Below are 24,783 nucleotides of genomic sequence, written 5' to 3'. Positions count from 1 at the left end.
TGGTATGTGACATGGTACTGACCCTTTCCTCAGGTCGAGCTGGCAGTACGTCGCTGCACCAGCACAGCAGCCACGATGATCGCCCCCTTGGCGATCTGCTGGACGTCGCTCTGCAGGTTGTTCAAGGCGAAGATGTTGGTGATCGTCGTGAAGATCAGGACGCCGAGCACGGAGCCGGTGATGGTGCCGCGGCCGCCGCTGAGCAGGGTGCCGCCGATGATCGCGGCCGCGATGGCGTCGAGTTCGTAGAGGTTGCCGTTGGTGTTCTGGCCGGAGCCGGACAGGATGATCAGCAGGAAGGCGGCGATGCCGCAGCACAGCCCGGAGAGCAGATAGAGGTACAGACGCTGGCGGCGTACGTCGATGCCGGCGAGCCGGGCCGCCTCCGCGTTGCCGCCGACGGCGACCGTGCGGCGGCCGAAGGTGGTGCGGTTGAGGATCAGCCAGCCGATGATCGTCACGACCGCGAACACGATGACGAGCGGGGGGACGCCGAGCACATAGGCGTCGCGTTCGCCCAGGTCGAGGATGCTGCCGATGGTGACGATCTGGGTCTTGCCGTCGGTGATCTGCAGGGCGAGTCCGCGCGCGGAGGCCAGCATGGCGAGTGTGGCGATGAACGGGACCATTCCGCCGTAGGCGATGAGCAAACCGTTCACCAGGCCGCAGCCGACGCCGACGATCACCGCGGTGAACAGGACGCCCGCGAAGCCGTAGTCCTGGGTGGCCACGGTCGTCGCCCACACGGAGGCGAGGGCGACGATCGCACCGACGGAGAGGTCGATGCCGCCGGAGGTGATGACGAAGGTCATGCCGACGGTGACGACGCCGATCACCGAGGCCTGGGTGAGGACGAGTTGGAGGTTGCGGGTGTCCAGGAACTCGTCCGGTTTGGTGATCCCGCCGATCAGGATCAGCGCGGCGAGTACGCCGAGCAGGGACAGGGTGCGCACGTCGGCACGGGCGAACAGGCCGCGCCAGGACGGCGGTCGACCCATCGGAGGCACCTTGTCGGTGTTGTCCCGTGGCGGGGAGGCATGCTGCGTCATGAGGCCGGGCTTCCTTCCATGACCAGGTCGAGTACGCGGTGTTCGTCGAGTTCGCGGGCGGGGGCGCGGTGCACGACGCGGCCCTCGCGGAGCACCAGGACGCGGTCGGCGAGGCCGAGCACCTCGGGGACCTCGCTGGAGACCAGGAGCACCGCGAGGCCTTCGTCGGCGAGGCGGCGGATGACGGCGTAGAGCTCGGCGCGGGCGCCGACGTCGACGCCGCGGGTCGGCTCGTCCAGCAGCAGGACGCGGCAGCCGCGCAGCAGCCAGCGGGCGAGGACGGCCTTCTGCTGGTTGCCGCCGGACAGGGTGCGCACCGGCACGGCCGGGTTGTCGGGCCGCAGCGACAGCTCACGGGTGGCCGCCCGCGCCGCCCCCGCCTCGGACCTCCGGTCGAGCCAACCCCCGCGCGAGAAGCGGGACATGGACGAGACTGAGACATTGCGGGTGACGGACTCCAGCATCAGCAGGGCCTGCGCCTTGCGTTCCTCGGGGGCGAGCCCGAGCCCGGCGCGGACGGCCGCGCGGACACTCCCGGGCCGCAATGCCCGTCCGTCGACGCGGACGTGACCGGCGCCGGGCTTGCGGGCGCCGTAGATCGTCTCCAGGATCTCGGAGCGTCCGGAGCCGACGAGTCCGGCCAGGCCGACGATCTCGCCAGGGTGGACGTCCAGGTCCAGGGGCTCGAACTCGCCGTGCCGCATCAGCCCCCTGACCTCCAGGACCGGCGTGCCGTCCGGGGCCGAGACGGGCCGGTCGGGGAAGACGTACTCGACATTGCGGCCGGTCATCAGGGCGACGACCTCGCGGGTCGGCGTCGACTTCGCGGGCAGCCCGCCCGCGACGGCGCGGCCGTCCTTCAGCACGGTCACGCGGTCGCCGATCCGCCTGATCTCCTCCAGGCGGTGGGAAATGTAGACGACGGCGACGCCCTCGGCGGTCAGGTCGCCGACGATGCGGAAGAGGTTGTCGACCTCGTCCGGGTCGAGGGCCGCGGACGGCTCGTCCATCACGATGAGCCGTACGTCGTGCGAGAGCGCCCGGGCCATGGACACGATCTGCTGCTGGGCCGCCGACAACTGCCCGACCAGCCGCCCCGGGTCGATCTCCGGATGACCGAGCCGCTTGAGCAGCCGGGCCGTCGACGCCTTGGCCGTCTTTCCCCGTACGACGAATCCGGCGGCCGTCGGCTCATGTCCGAGGTGGACGTTCTCGGCCACCGACAGGTGCTCCACCAGGTCGAGTTCCTGGTAGATGGTGGCGATGCCGAGGCGCATGGCGGCGATCGGCGAGCGGAGGGTGACATCCTCGCCGCGCCAGCTGATGGTGCCGGTGTCGGGCTGGTGGGCGCCGGCCAGGACCTTGATCAGGGTGGACTTCCCGGCTCCGTTCTGGCCGAGCAGGCAGTGCACCTCGCCGGCCTGGACGTCCAGGTCGACGCCGTCGAGGGCCCGGACTCCGGGGAACGACTTGGTGATGCCGGACATGCTGAGCAGCGGTGGTTCTGGAGCCATGCGGATCCCCTTGGCGGGCGTGCGGGCCGGTGAAGGGTGCCTTCGTGCAGGCGTGTTCGGGGCAGGGCGGAGCAGCGCGCTGTGCCGGGTGCCTTGTGTTGGCGGTGTACGAACTGCGTACTGCGAACTACGAGCCGAGTGCTTACGCGGGTGAGAACAGGTGGTCGCTGATGAGCCGGGCCGCGCCGATGACTCCGGCGGTGGGGCCCAACTCCCCCAGCACGATGGGCAGATTGCCCGTCGCGAGGGGCAGCGACTGACGGTAGACCTGGGTGCGGATCGCGGCGAGCAGGGTGTGGCCGAGGCCGGTCACCCCGCCGCCGATCACCACCAGGCCCGGGTTGAAGAACGAGACCAGTCCTGCGATGACCTGGCCGGTGCGGTCGCCGCCCTCGCGGATCAGATCGAGGGAGGTGGCGTCGCCCGCGGCGGCCGCGGCGGCGACGTCGACGGCGCTCAGTGTGCCGTTCGCCTCCAGCCGGCCCGCGAGTTCCTCCGACAGCCCCTGCTCGGCCGCCTCCACGGCGTCGCGGGCAAGGGCCGCCCCGCTGAAGTGTGCTTCCAGACAGCCCCGGTTGCCGCAGGCGCACGGTCGTCCGTCGGGCACGGCCTGGATGTGCCCGATGTCGCCCGCGCTGCCCGTCGCCCCGCGGTGGACCTCACCGCCGGCGACGATGCCGCAGCCGATACCGGTGCCGATCTTGACACAGAGGAAGTCGCCCACGGAGCGTGCGACGCCCGCGTGCATCTCCCCCATCGCCATCAGGTTCACGTCGTTGTCGACCATGACGGGGCAGCCGAGTTCCTGGCTGAGCGCCTCCCGCACGGGGAAGCCGTCCCAGCCCGGCATGATCGGCGGAGCCACCGGGACGCCCTCGGGGAAGCGGACCGGTCCCGGGACGCCGATGCCGGCGCCGTCGAACCCCTCCGCGAGCCCCGAGGCCTTCAACTTCGCTGCCATGGACAGGACTTGTTCGAAGACCGCGACCGGGCCCTCGCGTACGTCCATGGGCTGGTTGAGATGTCCGAGGATCTCCAGCTCGGCGTTGGTGACGGCGACGTCGACCGAGGTCGCGCCGATGTCGACGCCGAGGAACCGCAGTTCGGGATTGAGCCGGATGTTGTGGGAGCGGCGGCCGCCGCGCGAGGCGGCGAGTCCGTCGGCCACGACGAGGCCCGTCTCCAGCAGCCGGTCCACCTCCACGGCCAGCTTCGACCGTGACAGATCGACCTGATCGCCCAGCTGCGCACGGGAGTTGGGTCCGCCGTCGCGCAGCAGCTTGAGCAGCCGGGCCTGATGAGCATTCGCGGGTCGTGCCGTCATACGTCTCACGAGCCCCTCCCCGCCTCAATCGGCCGCGCCTGTATTCGGGCTTTCGAGGGGAACGTAGCAGCGGGCGCCGAAGCTGGGAAGAAGCTGTGCAGGAATTACCCTCGACTTTCTCCACTGACAGGACAAAGCCGGGAACGACGAGACGGGCGCTACGACTTCGCCCGTGCGTGGTACGACCGCCGGGTGTGCTCGGTGTGCTCGCGCATCAGCTGGGTGGCGCGCTGCTCGTCGCGGTCCACGATCGCCGCGATCAGGGCGCGGTGCTCGATCCAGGACTGGCTGCCGCGCTGCCGGGCGACCGGCGTGTAGTACCAGCGCACCCGCCGGTCCACCTGCGCGGCCAGCTCACCGAGCACGGCGTTGCCGGCCAGTTCCATGATCTTGGCGTGGAAGCGGGCGTTCATGGCGACGGCCCCGTCCACGTCGTCCGCGGCGACGGCCTTCTCGCCCTCCGCGCACACGTCCTCCAGGGCCTTGATGCCCGCGGCGTTGGCGTTGGCCGCGGCGAGCCGGGCGGCCTCCGCCTCCAGGAGCGTACGGACCGTCAGGAGCTGGTCGGCCTCCTCCTCCGTCGGCTCGTGCACGAACGCGCCCTGGGCGGGCCGCAGATCGACCCAGCCCTCGGTGTTCAGCCGCTGCAGCGCCTCGCGCACCGGCTGGCGCGAGACGCCCAGGTGCCCTGCGAGTTCGCTCTCGACGAGATGCTGGCCCGGCTGGAGGGCGCGCGTGGTGATGAGTTCGAGCAGTGCCTCGTAGACACGGTCGCGCAGCGGGCCGGGTCGTTCGAGCTTGGGTACCGCGCCCTGCGGCAGTCCTGTCGACAGCATCCGTCGGTCCCCCTCCTGGGCGGCGTGGAGCACGTGCAGCCGGAAAGTCAGTATGGATTGTCTTTCGTCTACAGTCTACGGCGCACAACGACCAGTCGATCGGGGAGTCGGTTGCGTCACACTTGTTCTTCCCGCAGGTCACGGGCAGCGGACGACCTGCCCCGCGTAGGAGAGGTTCCCGCCGAAACCGAAGAGCAGGACCGGGTCCCCGGTGCTGACGGCGCCCTGTTCGACGAGTTTGGAGAACGCGAGCGGAATGCTCGCCGCCGAGGTGTTCCCGGACTCGGCGACGTCCCGCGCCACGACGGCGTTGACGGCGCCCAGCTTCTCGGCGAGCGGTTCGATGATGCGCAGGTTCGCCTGGTGCAGCACGACGGCGGCGAGGTCCTCGGGCGTGAGCCCGGCGCGCTCGCAGACCTTGCGGGCCAGCGGCGGCAGTTGGGTGGTCGCCCAGCGGTAGACGCTCTGGCCCTCCTGGGCGAACCGTGCCGGGGTGCCCTCGATCCGCACGGCGTGCCCCATCTCCGGCACCGAGCCCCACAGCACCGGCGCGATGCCGGACTCGTCCGAGGCCTCCACGACGGCGGCTCCCGCCCCGTCCCCGACGAGGACACAGGTGCTGCGGTCGCTCCAGTCGGTCACGTCGGACATCTTGTCGGCGCCGACGACCAGCGCGCGCACCGAGGCACCGGCCCGCACCGCGTGGTCGGCCGTGGCCAGGGCGTGGGTGAACCCGGCGCACACGACGTTGACGTCCATCGCGGCGGGCGAGGGGATGCCGAGCCGGGCGGCGACCCGGGCGGCCATGTTGGGCGAGCGGTCCACGGCGGTGGAGGTGGCCACCAGCACCAGGTCGATGTCGCCGGGCGCGAGGCCCGCGGCGGCGAGGGCCTTGGCGGCGGCGTGGGCGGCGAGTTCGTCGACCGGCTCGTCGGGCCCGGCGATGTGGCGTGTGCGGATGCCCACCCGCGAGGTGATCCACTCGTCACTGGTGTCGACCATGCCCGCCAGGTCCTCGTTGGTGAGGACCTTGGCGGGCTGGTAGTGGCCGACGGCGGCGATGCGCGAGCCGTTCATTCGGTGGACCCCCTCGTTGCCCTGGGTTGTGGATCCACCAGTCTGATCAGTGACTCACGGGTACGACGGCAGCCGAGCTGACAGGAATCGGGCGCCCGGGTTGTCGGTTTCTGTCATCCCCTGGGGCAAAGGCGGGTTTGAAGGCGGACGCCCGATCCGCTGCCGAACAGTCACCCGGTGCGGTGTCACCCGGTGAACAGCTGTGTCGCCTTGTGCACGAGCTCGTAGAGCCCGTAGGCGAGCGGTGCGCCCACCCACAGCCAGGCGAAGGCGATCAACAGGCGCCGGTCAGGCGGACTCTGGCTGCTGTCGTTCGACATCGACGGCCTCCCTGGGTGCGGGGATGTGGTGACGGGCGTTGACGGGCCGGACGAGCTCGTTGGCGACGAAGCCGACGACGAGCAGTCCGATCATGATGAGGAAGGAGACGCTGTACAGGGCGGAGCCGTCCTTGCCCGCCTCCTCCTGCCGGTCGGCGATCCAGTTCACGATCAGCGGTCCGAGGACGCCGGCCGTGGACCAGGCGGTGAGCAGCCGTCCGTGGATCGCGCCGACCTCGTAGGTGCCGAACAGGTCCTTGAGATAGGCGGGGACGGTGGCGAAGCCGCCGCCGTAGAAGGAGAGGATCACCAGCGCGCACAGGACGAACAGCGGCTTGGAGGAGTCGCCGAACAGCGCGATCAGGGCGTACATCACCGCGCCGACGCCCAGGTAGACGCGGTAGATGTTCTTGCGGCCGATCAGGTCGGAGGTCGAGGACCAGCCGATGCGGCCCGCCATGTTGGCGGCGGACAGCAGCGCGACGAAGCCGGCGGCGGCCGACACCGAGACCGGGGTCGAGGTGTCCGCGAAGAAGTCCGTGATCATCGGGGCGGCCTTCTCCAGGATGCCGATGCCCGCGGTCACGTTCATGCAGAGCACGATCCACAGCAGCCAGAACTGCGGGGTGCGCACGGCGTTGCGGGCCGAGACCTGCGGCCCCTGGAGGGCGCTCGGTGCGCCCTCGACCGGCTTCTCGGTGCGCGGGACCCGCACCAGCAGCACGCCCAGGGACATGAAGACGGCGTACGCGAGCCCGTGCACGAGGAAGGCGAGCGCGATCCCGGAGCTGTCGGTGCCGAACGACTCCAGCATCTGCGCCGACCACGGCGAGGCGATGAGCGCGCCGCCGCCGAAGCCCATGATCGCGATGCCGGTGGCCATGCCGGGCCGGTCCGGGAACCACTTGATCAGGGTGGAGACGGGCGAGATGTAGCCGATGCCGAGGCCGATGCCGCCGACGAAGCCGTAGCCGAGGACGATCAGCCAGTACTGCTCGCTCCAGGCGCCGAGCGCGGAGAGCAGGAAGCCGGAACTGAAGCAGATCAGGGCGACGGTCATGGCCCAGCGCGGGCCGTTGCGCTCCACGAGCGTGCCGCCGAACGCCGCCGACAGGCCGAGCATGACGATGCCGAGCTGGAAGGGCAGCGCGCTCTGGGTGCCGCTGAGGCCCAGCGCGGACTCGAGGGGCGGCTTGAAGACGCTCCAGGCGTAGGCCTGGCCGATGGAGAGATGGACGGCGAGAGCTGCGGGGGGAACGAGCCAGCGGCTCCAGCCGGCTGGTGCGACAGGGGGACTCATGATCCCGAACGGTAGGCAGTCGCCGGGTTGTTGAAAAGGCGACGGGTCGATCGTATGCGGTGAGCGGTATGCAGGACGCGACGAACGGTCGAACCGACCGGTTTACCGAAGCGTGCACGACCCCTTGCTGGCCTCCGCACCATACTGTAGACAATATTCAGTCGACGAAGTTCGACGACGCGCAATCTCCGCGGTATCCCTCGAACCGAACGGAGCTCCCACGTCATGAAAGTCGCAGTCCTCGGCGCCGGTGCGATCGGCGCCTACGTCGGAGCCGCGCTGCACCGCGCCGGCGCCGACGTGCATCTCGTCGCCCGTGGACCGCATCTCGCGGCCATGAGGCAGCACGGAGTACGCGTGCTCAGCCCGCGCGGGGACTTCACCGCGCGCGCCCACGCCACCGACGACCCGGCCGCGATCGGCCCGGTCGACTATGTCTTCCTCGGCCTGAAGGCCAACTCGTACGCGGCGTGCGGGCCGCTGATCGAGCCACTGCTGCACGACGCCACCGCGGTGATCGCCGCCCAGAACGGCATCCCGTGGTGGTACTTCCACCGGCACGGCGGCCCCTACGACGGCCACCGCGTCGAGAGCGTGGACCCGGACGGCGCGGTCAGTGCGGTGCTCGCGCCCGAACGGGCCATCGGCTGCGTGGTGTACGCCGCCACCGAACTCGAACAACCGGGTGTCGTACGGCACTTGGAAGGCACCCGGTTCTCCGTCGGCGAGCCCGACCGCAGCGTGTCCGCGCGCTGCCGGGACTTCAGCGAGGCCATGGTCGCCGGCGGGCTCAAGTGCCCGGTCGAGCCGGATCTGCGCAACGACATCTGGCTCAAGCTGCTCGGCAACATCTCGTTCAACCCGATCAGCGCGCTGGCCCGCGCGACCATGCGGCAGATGTGTCTGCACGGCGGCACCCGCAAGGTCATCGAGACCATGATGGCCGAGACGCTCGCCGTCGCCGAGGCCCTCGGCTGCGAGATCGGCATCTCCATCGAACGCCGGCTCGCGGGCGCCGAGAAGGTCGGCGACCACCGCACCTCCACGCTCCAGGACCTGGAGCGCGGCAAACCGCTCGAACTCGACGTACTGCTGGCCGCGGTCGTCGAGTTGGCGGAGATCACCGGCGTCGAGGTGCCCACCCTGCGCACCGTGCACGCCATCTCGGACCTGCTCGCGCTGAGGAGCGCCGCATGAGGAGTGAGGAACGCCGCATGAGGAGTGTCGGATGAAGAAGCGGCAACCGAAGACCTACACCCGGCTCACGCACCCGCTGGTGCGCGACACGCGCGACGAGCCGTTCCGGCGGGCGAGCTGGGAGGAGGCCCTGGACCGGGTGGCCCGGGGTCTGCAGCGCAACCGGGACGCGTTCGGCATGTTCGCCTGCGCCCGCGCCACCAATGAAATGAACTACGTGGCGCAGAAGTTCGCGCGGGTCGTCATGGGCACCAACAACGTCGACTCCTGCAACCGCACCTGCCACGCACCCAGCGTCGCGGGGCTGTCGGCGGCGTTCGGCTCGGGCGGCGGCACCTCCTCCTACGAGGAGATCGAGCACACGGACGTCATCGTGATGTGGGGCTCCAACGCCCGCTTCGCGCACCCGATCTTCTTCCAGCACGTGCTGAAGGGGATCAGGAACGGCGCCCGCATGTACGCCGTCGACCCGCGCCGCACCTCCACCGCCGAATGGGCGGAGAGCTGGCTCGGGCTCAACGTCGGCACCGACATCCCGCTCGCGCACGCCGTCGCCCGCGAGATCATCCACGCGGGCCTGGCCAACCAGGCGTTCATCGAGCGGGCCACCACCGGCTACGAGGAGTACAAGAAGCTCGTCGAGCCGTGGACGCTCTCGCTCGCCGAGAAGGTGACGGGCGTACCGGCCCGCGCCATCAAGGAGCTGGCGCACGCCTACGCCCGCGCCGAGCGCGCCCAGTTGTGCTGGACCCTCGGCATCACCGAGCACCACAACGGCACGGACAACGTCCGCGCGCTGATCAACCTGTCCCTGCTGACCGGCCAAGTGGGCCGCTACGGCGCCGGGTTGCAGCCCCTGCGCGGCCAGAACAACGTGCAGGGCGGCGGCGACATGGGCGCCATCCCCAACCGCCTGCCCGGCTTCCAGGACATCCTGGACCCGGACACCCGCCTCAAGTTCGAGTCGGCCTGGGACACCGTCATCCAGCCGCACTACGGGCTGAACCTGACGGAGATGTTCGAGGCGATGGAGGAGGGCTCGGTCCGGGCCGTCTACTGCATCGGCGAGAACCCGGCGCAGTCGGAGGCCGACAGCGACCAGGCGGTGCGCCGCATGCGGCAGCTCGACTTCCTCGTGGTCCAGGACATCTTCCTGACGAAGACGGCCGAGCTCGCCGACGTGATCCTGCCCGCCACGGCGGGCTGGGCGGAGACCGACGGAACAACGACCAGCAGTGAGCGGCGGGTTCAGCGCGTGCGCAAGGCGGTCACCCCGCCGGGCGAGGCCCGCGAGGACATCGACATCATGTGCGACATCGCCGCCCGCCTCGGCCACGACTGGAAGTACGCCGACGCCGAGGCCGTCTGGAACGAGCTCAGGTCCCTCTCCCCCGACCACTACGGGATGACGTACGACCGGCTGGAGGAGCACCAGGGCATCCAGTGGCCGTGTCCGAGCACCGAGGAGCTCGAACCGACGTATCTGCACAGCCGGTTGTGGGAGAAGGACCCGCAACGGCGGGGGATGCCGGCGCCGTTCGGCATCGTCCGGCACGATCCTCCGGTCGACCTCACGGACGAGGAGTACCCGATCCGGCTCACCACCGGACGGCGCCTGGACTCCTACAACACCGGTGTGCAGAGCGGCGGTTTCGCCTCACCTCTGCGGCGCGGCGAGTACGTCGAGCTGAGCCCGGAGGACGCCGAGCGGTACGGCGTCGTCGTGGGCGAGGAGGTGCAGGTGTCCTCGCGGCGGGGCGCGGTCGTGGCCCCGGTGTGGGTGGAACCGGCGCTGCGCCCCGGGCTCGCCTTCATGACCATGCACTTTCCCGACGAGGTGGACACCAACAGCCTGACGATCGAGGCCAACTGCCCGATCGCGGGGACGGCGGAGTTCAAGGCGTCGGCCATCCGGATCGAGAAGCTTCCCGTCGCGACCATCGTGAGGTGACCTGGTGGATCTGCACTTCGGCGACAGCAAGCCGACGGACGAGGAACGGGCGGCGATCGACGCGCTGCTCGGTCCTCCGGAGTCCTCCTGGGAAGGCGCCGCCCGCGATGAGATGAGGGCCGCCGACCTCCGGTGGGCGCGCGGCGGCCGCGCCGCCCGCGACCGGCGCGACCTGCTGCTGCCGGGGCTGCACGCGATCAACGACCGGGTCGGCTGGATCAGCGAGGGCGCCCTCGACTACCTGTGCCGGCGGCTGACGGTGCCGCCGGCGGAGGCGTACGGCGTGGCCACCTTCTATGCCATGTTCTCGGTGAAGCCGCGCCCGGCGACCGTGCTGCACGTCTGCACGGACCTCGCGTGCGCGGCGGCCGGGGCGTCCGCGCTGTGCGAGGGCGTGGAGGCGAGGCTCGGTCTCGGCAGCGGTGTGCACGTCGAGCGCAGCCCCTGCCTCGGCCTGTGCGAGCGGGCGCCGGCGGCGCTCGCGATCAAGGCGGGTGATCCGGTGCGTACGGCGGTGTCGGCGCCCGCGACGGTCCACGAGGCCGTCCTGGCGGCGAGTTCACCCGACTCGGCGCCCGAGGAGCCACCGGCGGCGATGGCGGTGCCCCAGGCCGGGGACCCCGGTCTGACGCTCCTTCGCCGCGTCGGCGTGGTGGACCCGGCGTCGCTGGACGACTACCGCTCCCACGGCGGCTACGCCGCCCTGCGCCGGGCGTTCGACCTCGGCCCCGCCGGGGTCATCCGCGAGGTCACCGACTCCGGCCTGGTCGGGCGCGGCGGCGCCGCCTTCCCCACTGGCCGCAAGTGGCAGGCCACGGCGTCGCAGCCCGACCACCCTCACTACCTGGTGTGCAACGCCGACGAGTCCGAGCCGGGCACCTTCAAGGACCGCGTGATCCTGGAGGGGGACCCGTACGCGCTGGTGGAGTCGATGACGATCGCGGCGTACGCGACCGGCGCGCACCGCGGCTACCTCTATCTGCGCGGCGAGTACCCGCGCGCGCTGCGGCGGATGGAGCACGCGATCGCGCAGGCACGCGCGCGTGGCTTCCTCGGCGAGGACATCCTCGGCCAGGGCTACGCCTTCGACATCGAGATCCGGCGCGGTGCGGGCGCCTACATCTGCGGCGAGGAGACGGCGCTGTTCAACTCCATCGAGGGCTACCGGGGCGAGCCGCGCTCCAAGCCGCCCTTCCCGGTGGAGAAGGGCCTGTTCGGCAAGCCGACGGTCGAGAACAACGTGGAGACGCTGGTCAACGTCCTGCCGATCCTGACCATGGGCGCCGAGGCGTACGCGGCGATCGGCACCGAGAAGTCCACCGGACCGAAGCTGTTCTGCGTCTCGGGCAGCGTGGAACGGCCCGGCATCTACGAGCTGCCGTTCGGCGCCACGCTCGGTGAGCTCCTCGACCTGGCCGGGGTGCGCCCGGGGCTGCGGGCAGTGCTCCTGGGCGGGGCCGCGGGCGGCTTCGTACGCGCCGACGAACGGGACATCCCGCTCACCTTCGAAGGCACCCGGGAGGCGGGCACCACGCTCGGCTCGGGGGTCGTGATGGCCTTCGACGACACCGTCCCGCTGCCCCGGCTGCTGCTGCGCATCGCGGAGTTCTTCCGCGACGAGTCCTGCGGCCAGTGCGTGCCCTGCCGGGTCGGGACTGTGCGCCAGGAGGAGGCGCTGAACCGGATCGCGGAGCGCACGGGCGCGGCCGCCGCCGACGACATCGCGCTGCTCAGGGAGGTCGGCCGCGCGATGCGCGACGCCTCGATCTGCGGTCTGGGACAGACCGCGTGGAACGCCGTGGAATCCGCCATCGACCGTCTGGGGGCGTACGAATGACCGTGACAGAGCTGGGGATCCCGCGCCGGCTGCTGGAGTTCACCCTCGACGGGGAGGCGGTGCGCGCCCCCGAGGGCGCGACGATCCTCGACGCCTGCCGGGCCTCGGGGAAGGACATCCCGACCCTGTGCGAGGGCGACACCCTGCGGCCGAAGAACGCCTGCCGGGTCTGTGTGGTCGAGGTGGAGGGCTCCCGGACCCTGGTCCCGGCCTGCTCGCGCAAGGTCGAGCCGGGCATGGAGGTGCGCACGGACACCGAGCGGTCCCGGCACAGCCGCAAGATCGTCCTCGAACTCCTCGCCTCCTCGGTCGACTTGTCGACGACTCCACAAGTCGCTGAATGGATCAAGGAGTACGAGGCGAAACCGGACCGCTTCGGCCCGGACGCGGCCCGCCTGAACGAGGAACCCAGGGTCGACAACGATCTGTACGTGCGCGACTACGACAAGTGCATCCTCTGCTACAAGTGCGTGGACGCCTGCGGCGACCAGTGGCAGAACACCTTCGCGATCTCGGTCGCCGGGCGCGGCTTCGACGCCCGGATCGCCGTCGAGCAGGACGCCCCGCTCACCGACTCGGCGTGTGTGTACTGCGGCAACTGCATCGAGGTCTGCCCGACCGGTGCGCTGTCGTTCAAGTCGGAGTTCGACATGCGTGCGGCGGGTACGTGGGACGAGCCGGCGCAGACGGAGACGACGACGATCTGTGCGTACTGCGGAGTGGGCTGCAACCTCACGCTGCACGTGCAGGACAATGAGATCGTGAAGGTCACCTCCCCGCACGACAACCCGGTGACCCACGGCAACCTCTGCATCAAGGGCCGCTTCGGCTACCAGCACGTACAGAACCGGGACTGAACACGACATGGGACGAGTCACGGAACGACGCAAGGTGATCCGCATCCGGGACGGGGCCATCTCCACCCGCCCGGACACGCTCGTCGCGGAGGAACCGCTGGAGATCAGACTGAACGGCAAGCCGCTCGCGATCACCATGCGCACCCCGGGCGACGACTTCGCCCTGGCCGCGGGCTTCCTGGTCAGCGAGGGCGTGCTGGCGGAGCAGTCGGACCTGCAGAACATCGTGTACTGCGCGGGCGCGACGGTCGACGGCTCGAACACGTACAACGTGGTGGACGTGAAGACCGCGCCGGGCGTGCGGATCCCCGACATCACCCTCGAACGGAACGTCTACACCACCTCGTCCTGCGGACTGTGCGGCAAGGCGAGCCTGGACGCGGTGCGGACGACGGCCCGCTGGCCGATCGCCGACACTCCCCCGGTCCGGGTCGAGCCCGAGCTGCTCGCGAGCCTCCCCGACCGGCTGCGGGCGGCCCAGCGCGTCTTCGACCGGACCGGGGGCCTGCACGCGGCGGCCCTGTTCAGCGAGGAGGGGGAGCTGCTGGACGTACGGGAGGACGTGGGCCGGCACAACGCGGTCGACAAGCTGGTGGGCCGCGCGCTGCAGAGCGGGAACCTGCCGCTGTCCCGCGCGATCCTGCTCGTCTCCGGCCGGGCCTCCTTCGAGCTGGCGCAGAAGGCGGTCATGGCGGGCATCCCGGTCCTGGCGGCGGTCTCGGCACCGTCGTCGCTGGCCGTGGACCTGGCCGCGGAGACCGGGCTGACCCTGGTGGGATTCCTGCGGGGCAGCTCCATGAACGTGTACGCGGGCGAGGACCGCATCGCCCTGCGGACCGCGGCCGCCCAGGCGTGACCGCCTCTCCGCGACACGGCGGCGGGGCCCCGAGCGGCGGGGAGCGCCCCCTGCGCCGCAGGGGCCCCGCTTCAGGCTCCCGGGCCCTTCCGGCTCAGCGAGCGAGCCGCCTCCGCGAAGGCCGTCACGAGCGGTGAGCGGCGGCTCGTCTCCCAGGCCAGGAACACCCGGTCGGGTTCGGCGTCCGTCACGGGCACGTAGGTGATGTCGGAGCGGGAGTACTGCGCGGCGATCGACGCCGGTACGAGTGTGATGCCCGCGCCCGACGCCACCCGCTCGAACTTCTCCTCGACCACACGGATCGGCACCTCGTCGGCGCCGGTGTCGGTGTAGCGCAGCCAGGTCTCGCCGGCCAGGTCGGCCAGGACCAGCTCCTGTTTGCCGGCCAGCCGGTGGTCCGCGGGCAGCATCGCCAGCCGGGCCTCGCCGAACAGCGGCACCAGCTTGAGGCCGGTGCCGTCGATGGGCGTGCGCACGTAGGCGAGGTCCACGGTGCCGTCGAGGATCAGCCGCTCCTGGTCGTCCCACTCGACGCGGCAGGTCTGCACGTCCACGTCCGGGTGCGCCGCGCCGAAGGCGCGCACGGCCGGGGTGACGACGACTCCCGCGCGAAAGCCCACCACGAGGCGGCCCGGGCCCCGGGCGGTCCGCCGCACCCGGCGCCGGGTCGCGTCGGCGGCGGCGAGCAACGAGCCCGCGTCGTCGAGGAGTTGGCGTCCCGCGGGGGTCAGGGTCACGCCGTGGCTGTCGCGTTCGAACAGCGCGGCCCCCAAGTCCTTCTCCAGCGCCTTGATCTGCCGGCTCAGGACGGGCTGCGCGATGTGCAGCCGCTCGGCCGCCCGGCCGAAGTGCAGCAGCTCGGCGACGGTTGCGAAGTAGCGCACTTTCCGCAGGTCGAGGTCCATGGCCGCCCCTTCTGTCGGCGATGCCTTCAGGGTATCGCCGACGCCGAAAGAGGTCTTGGACGGCGGCCCGGGGGCGACCGCAGGCTGGAGGACATCCAGCAATCGCGTGAGGAGACGGGCATGAGCCTGCAAGGACAGCGGATCGTCGTCATCGGCGGTACGTCGGGGATCGGTTTCGCGGTGGCGCGGGGCGCCGCCGGGGAGGGCGCGGAGGTCGTGGTCGCCTCACGCCGCAAGGAGAGCGTGGACGCCGCGCTCGAACGGCTGCCGGAGGGCGCCGAGGGACACGCCCTGGACGCGACCGACGAGGAGGCCGTACGCGGCTTCTTCGACCGGATCGGCGGCTTCGACCACCTCGTCTACACGGCCGGCGAATCCCTGCTGATGGAGACCCTCGCCGCATCCGACCTCGGGCGGGCCCGGCGCTTCCTGGACACCCGGCTGTGGGGCGCGTACACGGCCGTCAAGCACGGCGCCCCCGGCATCCGGCCGGGCGGCTCGGTGGTGCTGACGACCGGCACGGTGGCGCGGCGCCCGATGCCGGGCACGACCGTCGCGGCGAGCCTGTGCGGGGCGATGGAGTCCCTCACCCGCGCCCTGGCCCTGGAACTCGCCCCGGTCCGCGTCAACATCGTCTCCCCCGGCGTGGTCCGCACCGACCTGTGGCGTGACCTGCCGGCGGGCGACCGCGAGGGCCTGTACACCTCCATGGCCGGCTCCCTGCCCGTGGGCCGGGTCGGCGAGCCCACCGATGTCGCCGAGGCGTACCTGTACCTGATGCGCGGCGGCTACAGCACCGGCTCGGTCGTCACGGTGGACGGCGGAGGGACGCTGGTCTGAGGCGTGCACCGGGTGCCCGCTCGCTCACGTCCACGGCGTGCCCGGTTCAGGCCGCTCAGGACACGAACCGCACCCCCTCCGTCGTCACCACCGTCCCCAGGCGTGGGAAGTCCAGTCGTACCGACGCCTCGTGCTCGGCGGCCGTGAACGCGGCCATCGCGTCCTCGACGAAGACGAGGTCGTAGCCGAGGTCGCCCGCCGCGCGGGCGGTGGACTCGACGCCGAGGTTGGTGGCGATGCCGCCGAACACGAGGGTGCGGATGCCGCGTTGGCGCAGGCGCTCGTCGAGGTCCGTGCCCTGGAAGGCGCCGATCGTCCGCTTCACGATCTCCAGGTCGCCGTCCTGGGCCAGACCGGCGGCCAGTCCGCTGCCGGGCGGTTGTTCGGCGACGGCGGGGCGTTCGACGCGGACGAGGACGACGGTCGCGCCCGCCGTGCGGCAGGCGGTCGCCAACTCCTCGGCGGCGGTGAGGACTTCGGTGCCCTTGCGGGGCTCCAGGGGCAACGCGACGATCCGCTCCATCAGATCGACGAGGACGAGGGCGGTGCGCGCGGGATCGAGGGCGAGGGGTGCGGTCATGACGGAACGTTATCTGTCATCAGCCCTCCGTGCCCGAGATCCGGATCAACAGGCCCATGAACCGGTCGCGTTCGGCCGCCGAGAGCGGCGCGAGCAGTTCGTCGTTGGCCGCGCGCGCCGCCCGCTCGCAGCGCTTCAGCAGCCGCGCTCCCTCGCCGGTGAGGGAGACGGCGTTCTTGCGGCGGTCCTTCGGGTCCGGTGCGCGCACGACGTGCCCCGCGTCCTGCAGATCGTTCAGGACGCCCACCAGGTCCTTGGGGTCGAGCCCGACCGCGCGCCCGAGGTCGGCCTGTGCGACGGGGGCGAGATCGCGTACGGCGGACAGGACCACGTGGTGCCACATCTTCAGCCCCTCCGCGGCCAGCGCCTCGGCCACCAGGGCCCGGCCCCGTGCGGCGGCACGGCCGAGCAGCCAGCTGGGGAGGGAGCGGATCGCGGCGAGGGGGGCTTCGGGCATGGCCACAGCCTAGCGAGAAGTCGTTGGACTTCCCAACGACTCGGCTATACCGTTGGGGCTCCCAACGAATTCATGGGGAACCCCAACGAGTCATGGAGGTGCCATGCGCCGCGTCCGCCACGCATCCACCGGTGGCCCCCTCTTCGTGGAGGAGACCCCCGTTCCACGGCCGGGCCCGGGCGAACTCCTGGTCCGCTGCGAGGCCGTGGGCGTCACACTGCCGGTCGTCCGCAAGGTCACCGAGGCCGCCGAGCCGGTCCCGCTCGGCGGCGAGATCGCCGGCGAGGTCGTCGCCGCGGGCGAGGGCGTCATCCGCTTTCGCACCGGCGAGCGCGTGACCGGCCTGTGCTTCGGGCACGGTTACGCCGACTTCGCCCTGCTGCACGAGGCCATGGCCTCCCCGATCCCGGACGACGCGACCGCCGTGGACGCGGTCGCCCTCGTCCGCAGCGGACTGGTCGCCCTCGGCGCCCTCGCGGCCGCGCGCCCCGAGCCGGGCGAGGCGGCCCTGATCACGGCCGCGGCGAGCGGGGTGGGCCACCTCGCCGTGCAGCTCGCGAGGGCACGGGGCGCGGCCCGCGTGGTGGGCGCCGTGTCGGACCCGGAGAAGGCCGCGTTCGTACGCTCCCTCGGCGCCGACGAGGTGATCGCGTACGGCGACGCGAGCTGGGGCGAGCCCGTCGACTACGCCCTCGACGCGGTCGGCGGCGACCTGCTCACCCCGGCACTCGCCGCCCTCGCCCCCGGCGGCCGGCTGGTGGCGTACAGCTCGGGCGGCGGGACGATCCGGGCGTACGACCTGCTCGTGGGAGCCAAGTCGGTGACCGGCTTCCAGATGGCCCGGATCGCGCGCGGCGAACCGGAGTTGTACGAGCGGTGGCGGCAGGAGCTGTGGCGCCTGTTCGCCGACGGAGCCCTGCGGCCCGCCGTGCACGGGGAGTTCGCGCTGGAGGACGCCGCCGAGGCGCACGCGGCGATCGAGTCGCGCGCGAACCTGGGCAAGGTGGTGCTCCGGCCCTGACGCGCCGCCGGTGCCGCACCGGCGGCAACACACCGATCGGGCGCACGGTTCTTGTGGGGCACGGGAGCCGCAACTAGCCTCGGTGGTCCGGACGTTGGACGTGGGATGTCCAGATGTCCAGACCTCTGAAGGGCAGGTTCGCACCATGCCGTCACGTCTTCGCGCACGTCTGAGATCCGTCGTCACCGCGGTGGCCGTCCTGGTGGGCGTCGCCGCGCTGCCGAGCCCCGCACACGCCCAAAACCCGGACACGACACCCCTGTTCGAGCAGCAGATCCTCTTCAAGGCCTCGCAGGACCCCGGCTACGCCTGCTTCCGGATACCGGCGATCGTGCGGGCGAACGACGGCACGCTGCTGGCGTTCGCCGAGGGCCGCGTCCTCAACTGCGGGGACGCCGCCGACATCGACATCGTCCTCAAGCGGTCCACCGACGGCGGCCGCACCTGGGGCCCGCTGCAGGTCGTCAACGACGGAGGCGGCGACACCCACGGCAACCCGGCGCCGATCGTGGACCGCAGGACCGGCCGCATCCTGCTGGCGGAGACGTACAACACCGGCCGTACGGACAGCGCCAGTTGCTCGGTCCCCTGCGACCGCACCCCGCACCTGCAGTACAGCGACGACGACGGGGTCAGCTGGTCCGAGCCGCGCGACCTCAGCTCCGAGATCCTGCCCGCCAACTGGAACTCCTGGTACGCCACCGGACCCGTGCACGGCATCCAGCTCACCCGCGGCCGGCACGCCGGGCGGCTGGTCTTCGGCGTCAACACCGAGACGTGGAACGGCAGTCGCGTCACCGCCAACCACGCGGCGCTGATCGTCAGCGACGACGGCGGCGACCACTGGAGGATCGGCGCCACCGACAGCTGGCCGATCGCCGACGACGGCACCTTCCGGCAGAAGCCGTCCGAGATGACGCTCACCGAGCGCACCGACGGCTCGGTCCTGGTCAGCGGCCGCGAGACGGACGGCACCGACCTCGGCCATCGCACCCAGGCGGTCAGCCGGGACGGCGGCAGCAGCTTCACCGCCCCCTTCCACACCCTTCCGGACCTCTACACGCCCCAGGTGCAGGGCTCGATGCTTCGCCTCGGCGACCGCATCCTGCTGGCCTGCCCCGGCGACCCCGACCGCCGCCGGACCATGATGATCCGCTCCTCGTACGACGGCGGACGCACCTGGGACAGCGTGGACCGCGGCACGGTCGTGACCACGGACTGGTCGGGCTACTCCGACATGGCGTACACCGGCCACGACACGGTGGGGCTGATGTACGAGGGCGGTGCCGTCGACGCCCGCGACGAGATCCGCTTCGCGCGCTTCGACGAGGACTGGCTGCAGGCGCGCCGCGGCCCGGACCCGACCACCGCCGACCTCGCCCGGCACGCCCGTCCGGCGGCCGTACTGGGCGGCGCCCGGACCACGGACGGCGTTTTCGGCGGGGCGCTGGAGTTCGACGGCGCCGACGATGCCGTACGTCTGCCGTACAGCGACCGACTCCCGCTCGGGACGAAGGACTTCACGGCGTCGCTGTGGTTCCGCTACACCGCCACGACCGGTGAACAGCCGCTGCTGTGGATGGGCGGGATCGGCACCACGCAGCCGCAGGTGTGGCTGCGCGGCGAGCCCGCGAGCAACCGCATCCAGGGTCTGATCACCGTGCGCAACGGCGCCGCGGCCCCGCAGTCGGTGTCCGTCCGCACGAACGGCGCCTACAACGACGGCCAGTGGCACCATCTGACGCTGCGCCGCGGCGGCGGGCAGCTGACGATCGCGGTCGACGGTGTGTCGGCCTCGGCCGCCGACGTACCGGGGTCGGTCAGCCGCAACTCGCCGTTCGGCGTGCACATCGGGCAGCGCATGGACAGCCGGGCGTACTTCACCGGCGCGATCGACGACGTCCATGTGTGGGACCGGGCGCTGAGCGACACGGAGCTCGCCGGCCCGGACACCTCTACTCGGGACTCCGTGCTGTGGCTGCCCATGGACCATGTGAGCGGCAGCCACTAACGTCCGCTGCGTGCCCGAGGACGTACGAGCACGACAGCGGACGGGAACCGGCCTCGGCCTGCTGCTGACCCTGGTTCTCGGTGCCGTGCTGCTCACCGCCCTCCCGGACGGCAACGACCGGGAGGGCGGCGGCTGTACCCCCCGCAAGATCGCCTCCTGGTCGGCCGACCAGGGCCTCACCTCCGAGTTCGCCCGCTACGGCGACGACGCCACCCGCACCGACGACTGGACCGGCGGCGACGGCACCCACTCGGTGCGGCTGCCGGACGGCCGGGTGCTGTGGCTGTTCTCGGACACCTATCTCGGCCGGGTGCACGGCCCGCCCAACCCGGTCGGCGAGTCGTACGCCTGGCGGGACGGTACGGCCCCGCTGGTGCGCAACTCGGCCGTCGTGATGGACGGCAGGGACCGCCTGCGGCGCACGCTTCCCGCCCCGCTCTTCGCCGACCCCGCCCCGAACCAGTGGCGCTGGCCCGTCGCCGCCCGCGTCGAGCCCCGCTCCCCCGGCTCGTCTCGGAAGGTCGTACGGGTGCTGCTGTGGGTGCGGACGGCCGGGACGTCGCCGTGGATCTACGGGATGCCCACCGCCACCGAGGTCGCCACCCTCTCGCTGCCCTCCCTGCGGGTCGAGTCGGTCGTGAAGGTCCTCGACCAGAGCCTGGTCGCCGATCCCTCCCGTCGGGTCCTGTTCGGCACCACGCTGGTCGAAAAGGACGGCTGGACGTACGTCTTCGGGGGCGACGACGGACGGGCCGTGAACCGGCCGGCCTCGTCGGCGTACGTGGCCCGGGTGCCCGAGGGGCGGCTCGGGGAGCCGTCCGCGTGGCGGTACTGGAGCGGCTCGGGATGGGGGCCGCGGCCGCGGCCGCTGCACGGGGCGAAGGTGGGCAGCGCGTTCTCCGTGGTGCCGGTGGACGGCACCTACCTGCTGTTCACCATGGCCGCGGGGACGGCCGGGCTGACCACCGTGACCTCGTACTGGGCCTGCTCCCCCACCGGGCCGTGGCACGGGCCGACGAAGAACTTCAGCCCCGCGCTGCCGACGGCCGGGGTGGCCGCGTACAACCCGCAGGCGCACCCCGCCCTGTCGGGCAGCTCCACCGGCGCGGGCGGCGACGGACGGCTGGTGCTGAGCTACGACGTCAACTGGCTCGATACGACGGGTGCTTCGGCGAGCATCAATGCGAACGTGAGCCTGTACCGACCGCGGTTCGTGTCGGTGCGGCTGACTCGCGCGGGGTGAGGGGCGCGGGCTCTCCGATCCCTGCGGGCACATCGCGCGAGCGGCGCTTGGCGATCACCGCGCACACCATCAGCTGCATCTGGTGAAAGAGCATCAGCGGCAGCACGGCCAGCGAGGCGTGCGCGCCGAACAGGACGCTCGCCATGGGCAGTCCGGAGGCGAGGGACTTCTTGGAGCCGGCGAACTGGATGGCGATGCGGTCCTCGCGGCCGAAGCGCAGGGCTTTCGCGCCGTACCAGGTCAGGGTCAGCATGACGGCGAGCAGGACGGCCTCCACGACCAGCAGGCCGCCGAGCCGGGCCGGGCTGACCTGGTGCCAGATGCCCTGGACCATGCCCTCGCTGAACGCGGTGTAGACGACGAGCAGGATGGAGCCGCGGTCGACCAGGCCGAGGACCTTCTTGTGCCGGGCGACGAAGCCGCCGATCCAGCGGCGCAGCAGCTGTCCCGCGACGAACGGCACCAGCAGCTGCAGCACGATGTCGACGAGCGAGTCGGCCGAGAAGCCGCCGGCGCTGCTGCCGAGCACGGCCGCGGCGAGCAGTGGGGTGACGACGATGCCGACGAGCGAGGAGAAGGAGCCGGCGCAGATCGCGGCGGGTACGTTGCCGCGCGCGATCGAGGTGAAGGCGATCGACGACTGGATGGTGGACGGCACCAGCGTGAGGAAGAGCAGGCCCTGGTAGAGCGGGTGGGTGAGCAGGACCGGTTCGAGACCGCGGGCGGCGAGACCCAGCAGCGGGAAGATCAGGAACGTACAGGCGAGGACCGTGGCGTGCAGCCGCCAGTGCTTGAGTCCGTCCATCGCCTCGCGGGTGGAGAGGCGGGCGCCGTACAGGAAGAACAGGAAGGCGATCGCAGCCGTGGAGGCGCCCGAGGCCACATCGGCGCCCGTCCCGCGTGCCGGGAAGAGGGCCGCGAGGCCCACCGTTCCGAGCAGAAGCAGGATGTACGGGTCGATCGGCATCCAACTCGGCCATTGCGGGCGTTTCACGTTGCTCCACTTGCTGATTGCTGTCGTCGGTCCAGGGGCCGGAGTGCCCCCGTCCATCGTCCTCCTCCGGCCGACGATCGGGAATCCGTCATACCGCTCTGACTGTTATCGCGCTACGCGATGAGCCGCTACGGTGGTCGGCATGTACGACCCCTCCCACCTGCGCACCTTCCTGGCGGTCGCGCAGACCCTCAGCTTCACCCAGGCCGCCCGGCGGCTCGGGCTGCGCCAGTCGACGGTCAGCCAGCACGTGCGGCGGCTGGAGGAGGCGACCGGGCGGCAGCTGTTCACCCGGGACACCCACTCCGTGGAGCTGACCGAGGACGGCGAGGCCATGCTCGGGTTCGCCCGGCGGATCCTGGAGGTGCAGGAGCAGGCGGCGGCGTTCTTCACGGGCACCCGGCTGCGCGGGCGGCTGCGGTTCGGCGCCTCGGAGGACTTCGTGCTGACCCGGCTGCCGGAGATCCTGGAGGGGTTTCGCTACGACCATCCCGAGGTGGACCTGGAGCTCACGGTCGAGCTGTCGGGGACGCTGCACGAGCAGCTGGCGGCCGGGAAGCTGGATCTGGTGCTGGCCAAGCGGCGGCCCGAGGACTCGCGCGGGCAACTGGTCTGGCACGACGAGCTGGTGTGGATCGGCGCGGAGCGGCTGCGCCTGGAGGCGGACCGCCCGGTGCCGCTGATCGTCTTCCCGCCGCCCGGCATCACCCGGGCCGTGGCCCTGGAGTCCCTGGAGCGCGAGGGCCGCCCCTGGCGCATCGCCTGCACCAGCGGCAGCCTCAGCGCCCTGATCGCGGCGGCCAGCGCGGGCCTCGGCGTCATGGCCCACTCCCGTGGCCTGATCCCCCCGGGCCTGGTCCGCGTCCCCACCCGCTTCGGCCTCCCCGAACTCACCCCCGTCGACTTCGTCCTGATCCACAGCCACCGCCCCGGCACGGCCCAGGAGGCAGCCGACGCCTTGGCGGCAACGATCCTGGCGGGAGGGGATCGCTTGCAGCGGCGGAGCAGGGGGTAGGGGGTGGGGGGTTCTGACGCTTTGCGTCCTGCGCTCCGTGTGCGACACGTACGACGGAAGTCGGACGATGCCACCGGGCGAGGAGCCGCTCGCGCGGTGGCGCAGCAGCCGGGGGGCCGATTACTACCGTCGTCCACCCGTAGGACTCGCCTTGCGGCGTCTGGTCCGAACGCTCCAAGGCAGGCGGCAGTGACCGCCCTCACGGCCGACGACCGCCCCGACGGCGGCCTCTCGGCGGCCGGTGCACCCGCTCACGCAGCGCCGGGCCCGCCCGGCGAGCCGGCGGCACATCGGCGTCCTTGCGGCAGTGGGGCGAGCGTCCCTTCCCGTCGACCACCCGGCGAGCAGACCCCTGGGCGCGCGTTGCGCGCGATCGCACAGCGCCCGGCCCGCCAGACCGCGGCACCCGGGCGGCCCGGCCACACCGCGGCACCCGGGCGGCCCGGCCGCACAGCGGACGGACCTGCCGGACGGCCCGTGGCGGGCGGCCATCCGATCAGCCTCGCGGGCAGCGGTCCCCTGCAGCGCCGCCCGGGCGGAGGCTCCTCGGCGGTCGACGCAGGGGGCGGACGTGTCGGACGGCGCCGGGCAGGGGGAGTCCTCGGGGTGTCCTCAGCGCGGTCTCGCTCGGTAGGTCAGTTGCTTTACTCGGCGTAGGAATGGGGTCGCCTCGGCGTGTTGGACGCCTTCCAGGTGGCCGAGGGGGCCGCTGAGGTAGGTGTAGAGGTCGGCGGTGTTGCGGAAGACCGCTGTCGCCGTGAGGTTGGTGGGGCCGGCGGTTGCGGCGGCGTGGGCGATCTGGTCGTGGGCGGCCAGGGCCTCGCCGACGGAGTGCAGGGCCGCGGGGGTCGTGGTGAGCCAGAGCGCCGCGGCCACCGGGTAGCCGATGGCCTCGGAGTTGTACTCCACGTCGATGTAGACGGCGCGGGAGGCGAGCAGTGCGGCCAGCCGGCGTTTGACGGCGGACTCGGAGCGGCCGGTGGCGCGCTGCAGTTCGGGGTAGGTGGCGCGGCCGTCGCGTTCCAGGACGGCGAGCAGGGGCTCGTCCTCGGGGGCGATGCGGGCGGGGCCCGGATCGGGCACGGGGTCGGGCCTGAGGGCCTCGATCTGGTCCGGGTCCAGCACCGCGAACTTCTCCAGCCAGCCGCTCGGCCCGCCGTAGAAGCGGTGCAGCATCTGGTGGGCGCTGATCTCCAGCAGGCGCGGGGTGCGCGGCAGCTTGCCCAGCAGCAGGTCGTCGCGGTCACCGGGGCTGCGCGGCCGGGTGCCGAGGATGACCTCGGTGCCGCCGGAGGCGAGCCCGACCCAGTTGGTGTCGGGGCGCTTGGCGAGCGCCTCCGCGATGGCCTGGGCGCTGTCCGGGACGCAGCGCAGCCGCAGCGTCCACTGGTCCTGCCCGAGGGCGTCGGCGTCCCGTACCGCGACGACCCTCAGACCGCCCTCGGCGCACAGCCGCCGGTAGCGGCGGGCGACGGTCTGGTCGGAGACGCCGAGCACGGCGGCGAGCCGGCTGAAGGAGGCGCGGCCGTTGACCTCCAGTGCGTGCAGCAGCTGCAGATCGAGCTGGTCGAAGACGTCGGATTCCATCTCCATCGGGCC

22 protein-coding genes are annotated in these 24,783 nt (G+C 71.7%); 10 read left to right on the top strand and 12 right to left on the bottom strand.

Going from position 1 to position 24,783, the window contains the following annotated elements; translation table 11 throughout:
• Positions 1–29: 29 nt before the first annotated feature.
• The 7 genes from MQN93_RS03015 to MQN93_RS02990 form a co-directional block, all read right to left on the bottom strand.
• Positions 30–1,049 (bottom strand): ABC transporter permease, encoded by a 1,020-nt coding sequence (locus MQN93_RS03015; RefSeq protein WP_242708151.1) that lies wholly within the window; start codon positions 1,047–1,049, stop codon positions 30–32.
• Entirely contained in the window at positions 1,046–2,563 is a 1,518-nt protein-coding gene (locus MQN93_RS03010) for a sugar ABC transporter ATP-binding protein (RefSeq protein WP_242708150.1), read from the bottom strand. Before MQN93_RS03010 ends, MQN93_RS03015 begins: the two co-directional genes overlap by 4 nt.
• Before the next feature lie 142 nt (positions 2,564–2,705).
• The gene (locus MQN93_RS03005) at positions 2,706–3,887 is read right to left on the bottom strand and encodes an ROK family transcriptional regulator (RefSeq protein WP_242708149.1); all 1,182 of its coding nucleotides are present in this window, start codon (positions 3,885–3,887) and stop codon (positions 2,706–2,708) included.
• Between the two features lie 158 nt (positions 3,888–4,045).
• Positions 4,046–4,723, bottom strand: a complete 678-nt coding sequence (locus tag MQN93_RS03000) for a GntR family transcriptional regulator (protein ID WP_016431645.1) — start codon at positions 4,721–4,723, stop codon at positions 4,046–4,048.
• 138 nt (positions 4,724–4,861) lie between these two features.
• Entirely contained in the window at positions 4,862–5,800 is a 939-nt protein-coding gene (locus MQN93_RS02995; protein WP_242708148.1) for a beta-ketoacyl-ACP synthase III, read from the bottom strand.
• Between the two features lie 185 nt (positions 5,801–5,985).
• A complete protein-coding gene (locus MQN93_RS43825) occupies positions 5,986–6,120 on the bottom strand; it encodes an MFS transporter small subunit (protein WP_016431647.1) in 135 nt (44 codons plus the stop codon).
• Complete coding sequence (locus MQN93_RS02990) at positions 6,089–7,420, bottom strand: OFA family MFS transporter (protein WP_016431648.1); 1,332 nt, start codon at positions 7,418–7,420, stop codon at positions 6,089–6,091. The genes MQN93_RS43825 and MQN93_RS02990 overlap by 32 nt, the downstream gene beginning before the upstream one ends.
• Positions 7,421–7,645: 225 nt before the next feature.
• Between MQN93_RS02990 and MQN93_RS02985 the strand changes: the two genes are divergently transcribed.
• The 5 genes from MQN93_RS02985 to fdhD are packed head-to-tail and all read left to right on the top strand — an operon-like array spanning position 7,646 to position 14,118.
• Complete coding sequence (locus MQN93_RS02985; RefSeq protein WP_242708147.1) at positions 7,646–8,617, top strand: 2-dehydropantoate 2-reductase; 972 nt, start codon at positions 7,646–7,648, stop codon at positions 8,615–8,617.
• A 31-nt stretch (positions 8,618–8,648) separates the two neighbouring features.
• The gene (locus MQN93_RS02980; RefSeq protein WP_242708146.1) at positions 8,649–10,568 is read left to right on the top strand and encodes a molybdopterin oxidoreductase family protein; all 1,920 of its coding nucleotides are present in this window, start codon (positions 8,649–8,651) and stop codon (positions 10,566–10,568) included.
• 4 nt (positions 10,569–10,572) lie between these two features.
• Positions 10,573–12,405, top strand: coding sequence for an NAD(P)H-dependent oxidoreductase subunit E (locus MQN93_RS02975; RefSeq protein WP_242708145.1), 1,833 nt, complete (start codon positions 10,573–10,575; stop codon positions 12,403–12,405).
• Complete coding sequence (locus MQN93_RS02970) at positions 12,402–13,262, top strand: 2Fe-2S iron-sulfur cluster-binding protein (protein WP_242708144.1); 861 nt, start codon at positions 12,402–12,404, stop codon at positions 13,260–13,262. Before MQN93_RS02975 ends, MQN93_RS02970 begins: the two co-directional genes overlap by 4 nt.
• A gap of 7 nt (positions 13,263–13,269) precedes the next feature.
• Positions 13,270–14,118, top strand: a complete 849-nt coding sequence (fdhD, locus tag MQN93_RS02965) for a formate dehydrogenase accessory sulfurtransferase FdhD (protein WP_016431653.1) — start codon at positions 13,270–13,272, stop codon at positions 14,116–14,118.
• Between the two features lie 71 nt (positions 14,119–14,189).
• Here the strand turns inward: fdhD and MQN93_RS02960 are convergent, their stop codons facing one another.
• Complete coding sequence (locus MQN93_RS02960; RefSeq protein WP_242708143.1) at positions 14,190–15,023, bottom strand: LysR family transcriptional regulator; 834 nt, start codon at positions 15,021–15,023, stop codon at positions 14,190–14,192.
• Between the two features lie 120 nt (positions 15,024–15,143).
• Here MQN93_RS02960 and MQN93_RS02955 point away from each other — a divergent pair, with 120 nt between their 5' ends.
• On the top strand, positions 15,144–15,863 hold the full coding sequence (locus MQN93_RS02955; protein ID WP_242708142.1) for an SDR family oxidoreductase: 720 nt from the start codon (positions 15,144–15,146) through the stop codon (positions 15,861–15,863).
• A gap of 55 nt (positions 15,864–15,918) precedes the next feature.
• On the opposite strand, the gene MQN93_RS02950 is transcribed toward MQN93_RS02955, so the two are convergent.
• A complete protein-coding gene (locus MQN93_RS02950) occupies positions 15,919–16,443 on the bottom strand; it encodes an isochorismatase family protein (RefSeq protein WP_016431656.1) in 525 nt (174 codons plus the stop codon).
• Positions 16,444–16,462: 19 nt separating this feature from the next.
• Positions 16,463–16,900 (bottom strand): MarR family winged helix-turn-helix transcriptional regulator, encoded by a 438-nt coding sequence (locus tag MQN93_RS02945; RefSeq protein WP_016431657.1) that lies wholly within the window; start codon positions 16,898–16,900, stop codon positions 16,463–16,465.
• 103 nt (positions 16,901–17,003) lie between these two features.
• Here MQN93_RS02945 and MQN93_RS02940 point away from each other — a divergent pair, with 103 nt between their 5' ends.
• The 3 genes from MQN93_RS02940 to MQN93_RS02930 all read left to right on the top strand — a co-directional run bounded on the left by MQN93_RS02940 (position 17,004) and on the right by MQN93_RS02930 (position 21,175).
• A complete protein-coding gene (locus tag MQN93_RS02940) occupies positions 17,004–17,921 on the top strand; it encodes a quinone oxidoreductase family protein (RefSeq protein ID WP_242708141.1) in 918 nt (305 codons plus the stop codon).
• Positions 17,922–18,066: 145 nt separating this feature from the next.
• On the top strand, positions 18,067–19,932 hold the full coding sequence (locus MQN93_RS02935) for a sialidase family protein (protein ID WP_242708140.1): 1,866 nt from the start codon (positions 18,067–18,069) through the stop codon (positions 19,930–19,932).
• 10 nt (positions 19,933–19,942) lie between these two features.
• Positions 19,943–21,175: a DUF5005 domain-containing protein gene (locus tag MQN93_RS02930; protein WP_242708139.1), complete on the top strand. Its 1,233-nt coding sequence runs from the start codon at positions 19,943–19,945 to the stop codon at positions 21,173–21,175.
• Here MQN93_RS02930 and MQN93_RS02925 read toward each other — a convergent pair.
• Positions 21,111–22,169: a bile acid:sodium symporter family protein gene (locus MQN93_RS02925; RefSeq protein ID WP_242708138.1), complete on the bottom strand. Its 1,059-nt coding sequence runs from the start codon at positions 22,167–22,169 to the stop codon at positions 21,111–21,113. The two genes, MQN93_RS02930 and MQN93_RS02925, sit on opposite strands and share 65 nt — an antisense overlap.
• A gap of 142 nt (positions 22,170–22,311) precedes the next feature.
• Between MQN93_RS02925 and MQN93_RS02920 the strand changes: the two genes are divergently transcribed.
• The gene (locus MQN93_RS02920) at positions 22,312–23,184 is read left to right on the top strand and encodes a LysR family transcriptional regulator (protein WP_016431662.1); all 873 of its coding nucleotides are present in this window, start codon (positions 22,312–22,314) and stop codon (positions 23,182–23,184) included.
• A gap of 612 nt (positions 23,185–23,796) precedes the next feature.
• Here MQN93_RS02920 and MQN93_RS02915 read toward each other — a convergent pair.
• On the bottom strand, positions 23,797–24,777 hold the full coding sequence (locus tag MQN93_RS02915) for an Lrp/AsnC family transcriptional regulator (protein WP_242708137.1): 981 nt from the start codon (positions 24,775–24,777) through the stop codon (positions 23,797–23,799).
• Positions 24,778–24,783 lie beyond the last annotated feature (6 nt).

The organism is Streptomyces spinosisporus, assembly GCF_022698145.1.
GTDB classification, from domain to species: domain Bacteria; phylum Actinomycetota; class Actinomycetes; order Streptomycetales; family Streptomycetaceae; genus Streptomyces; species Streptomyces spinosisporus.
The sequence above is the reverse complement of the archived record's forward strand: the minus strand, read 5'-3'. Positions and strand labels throughout refer to the sequence as shown.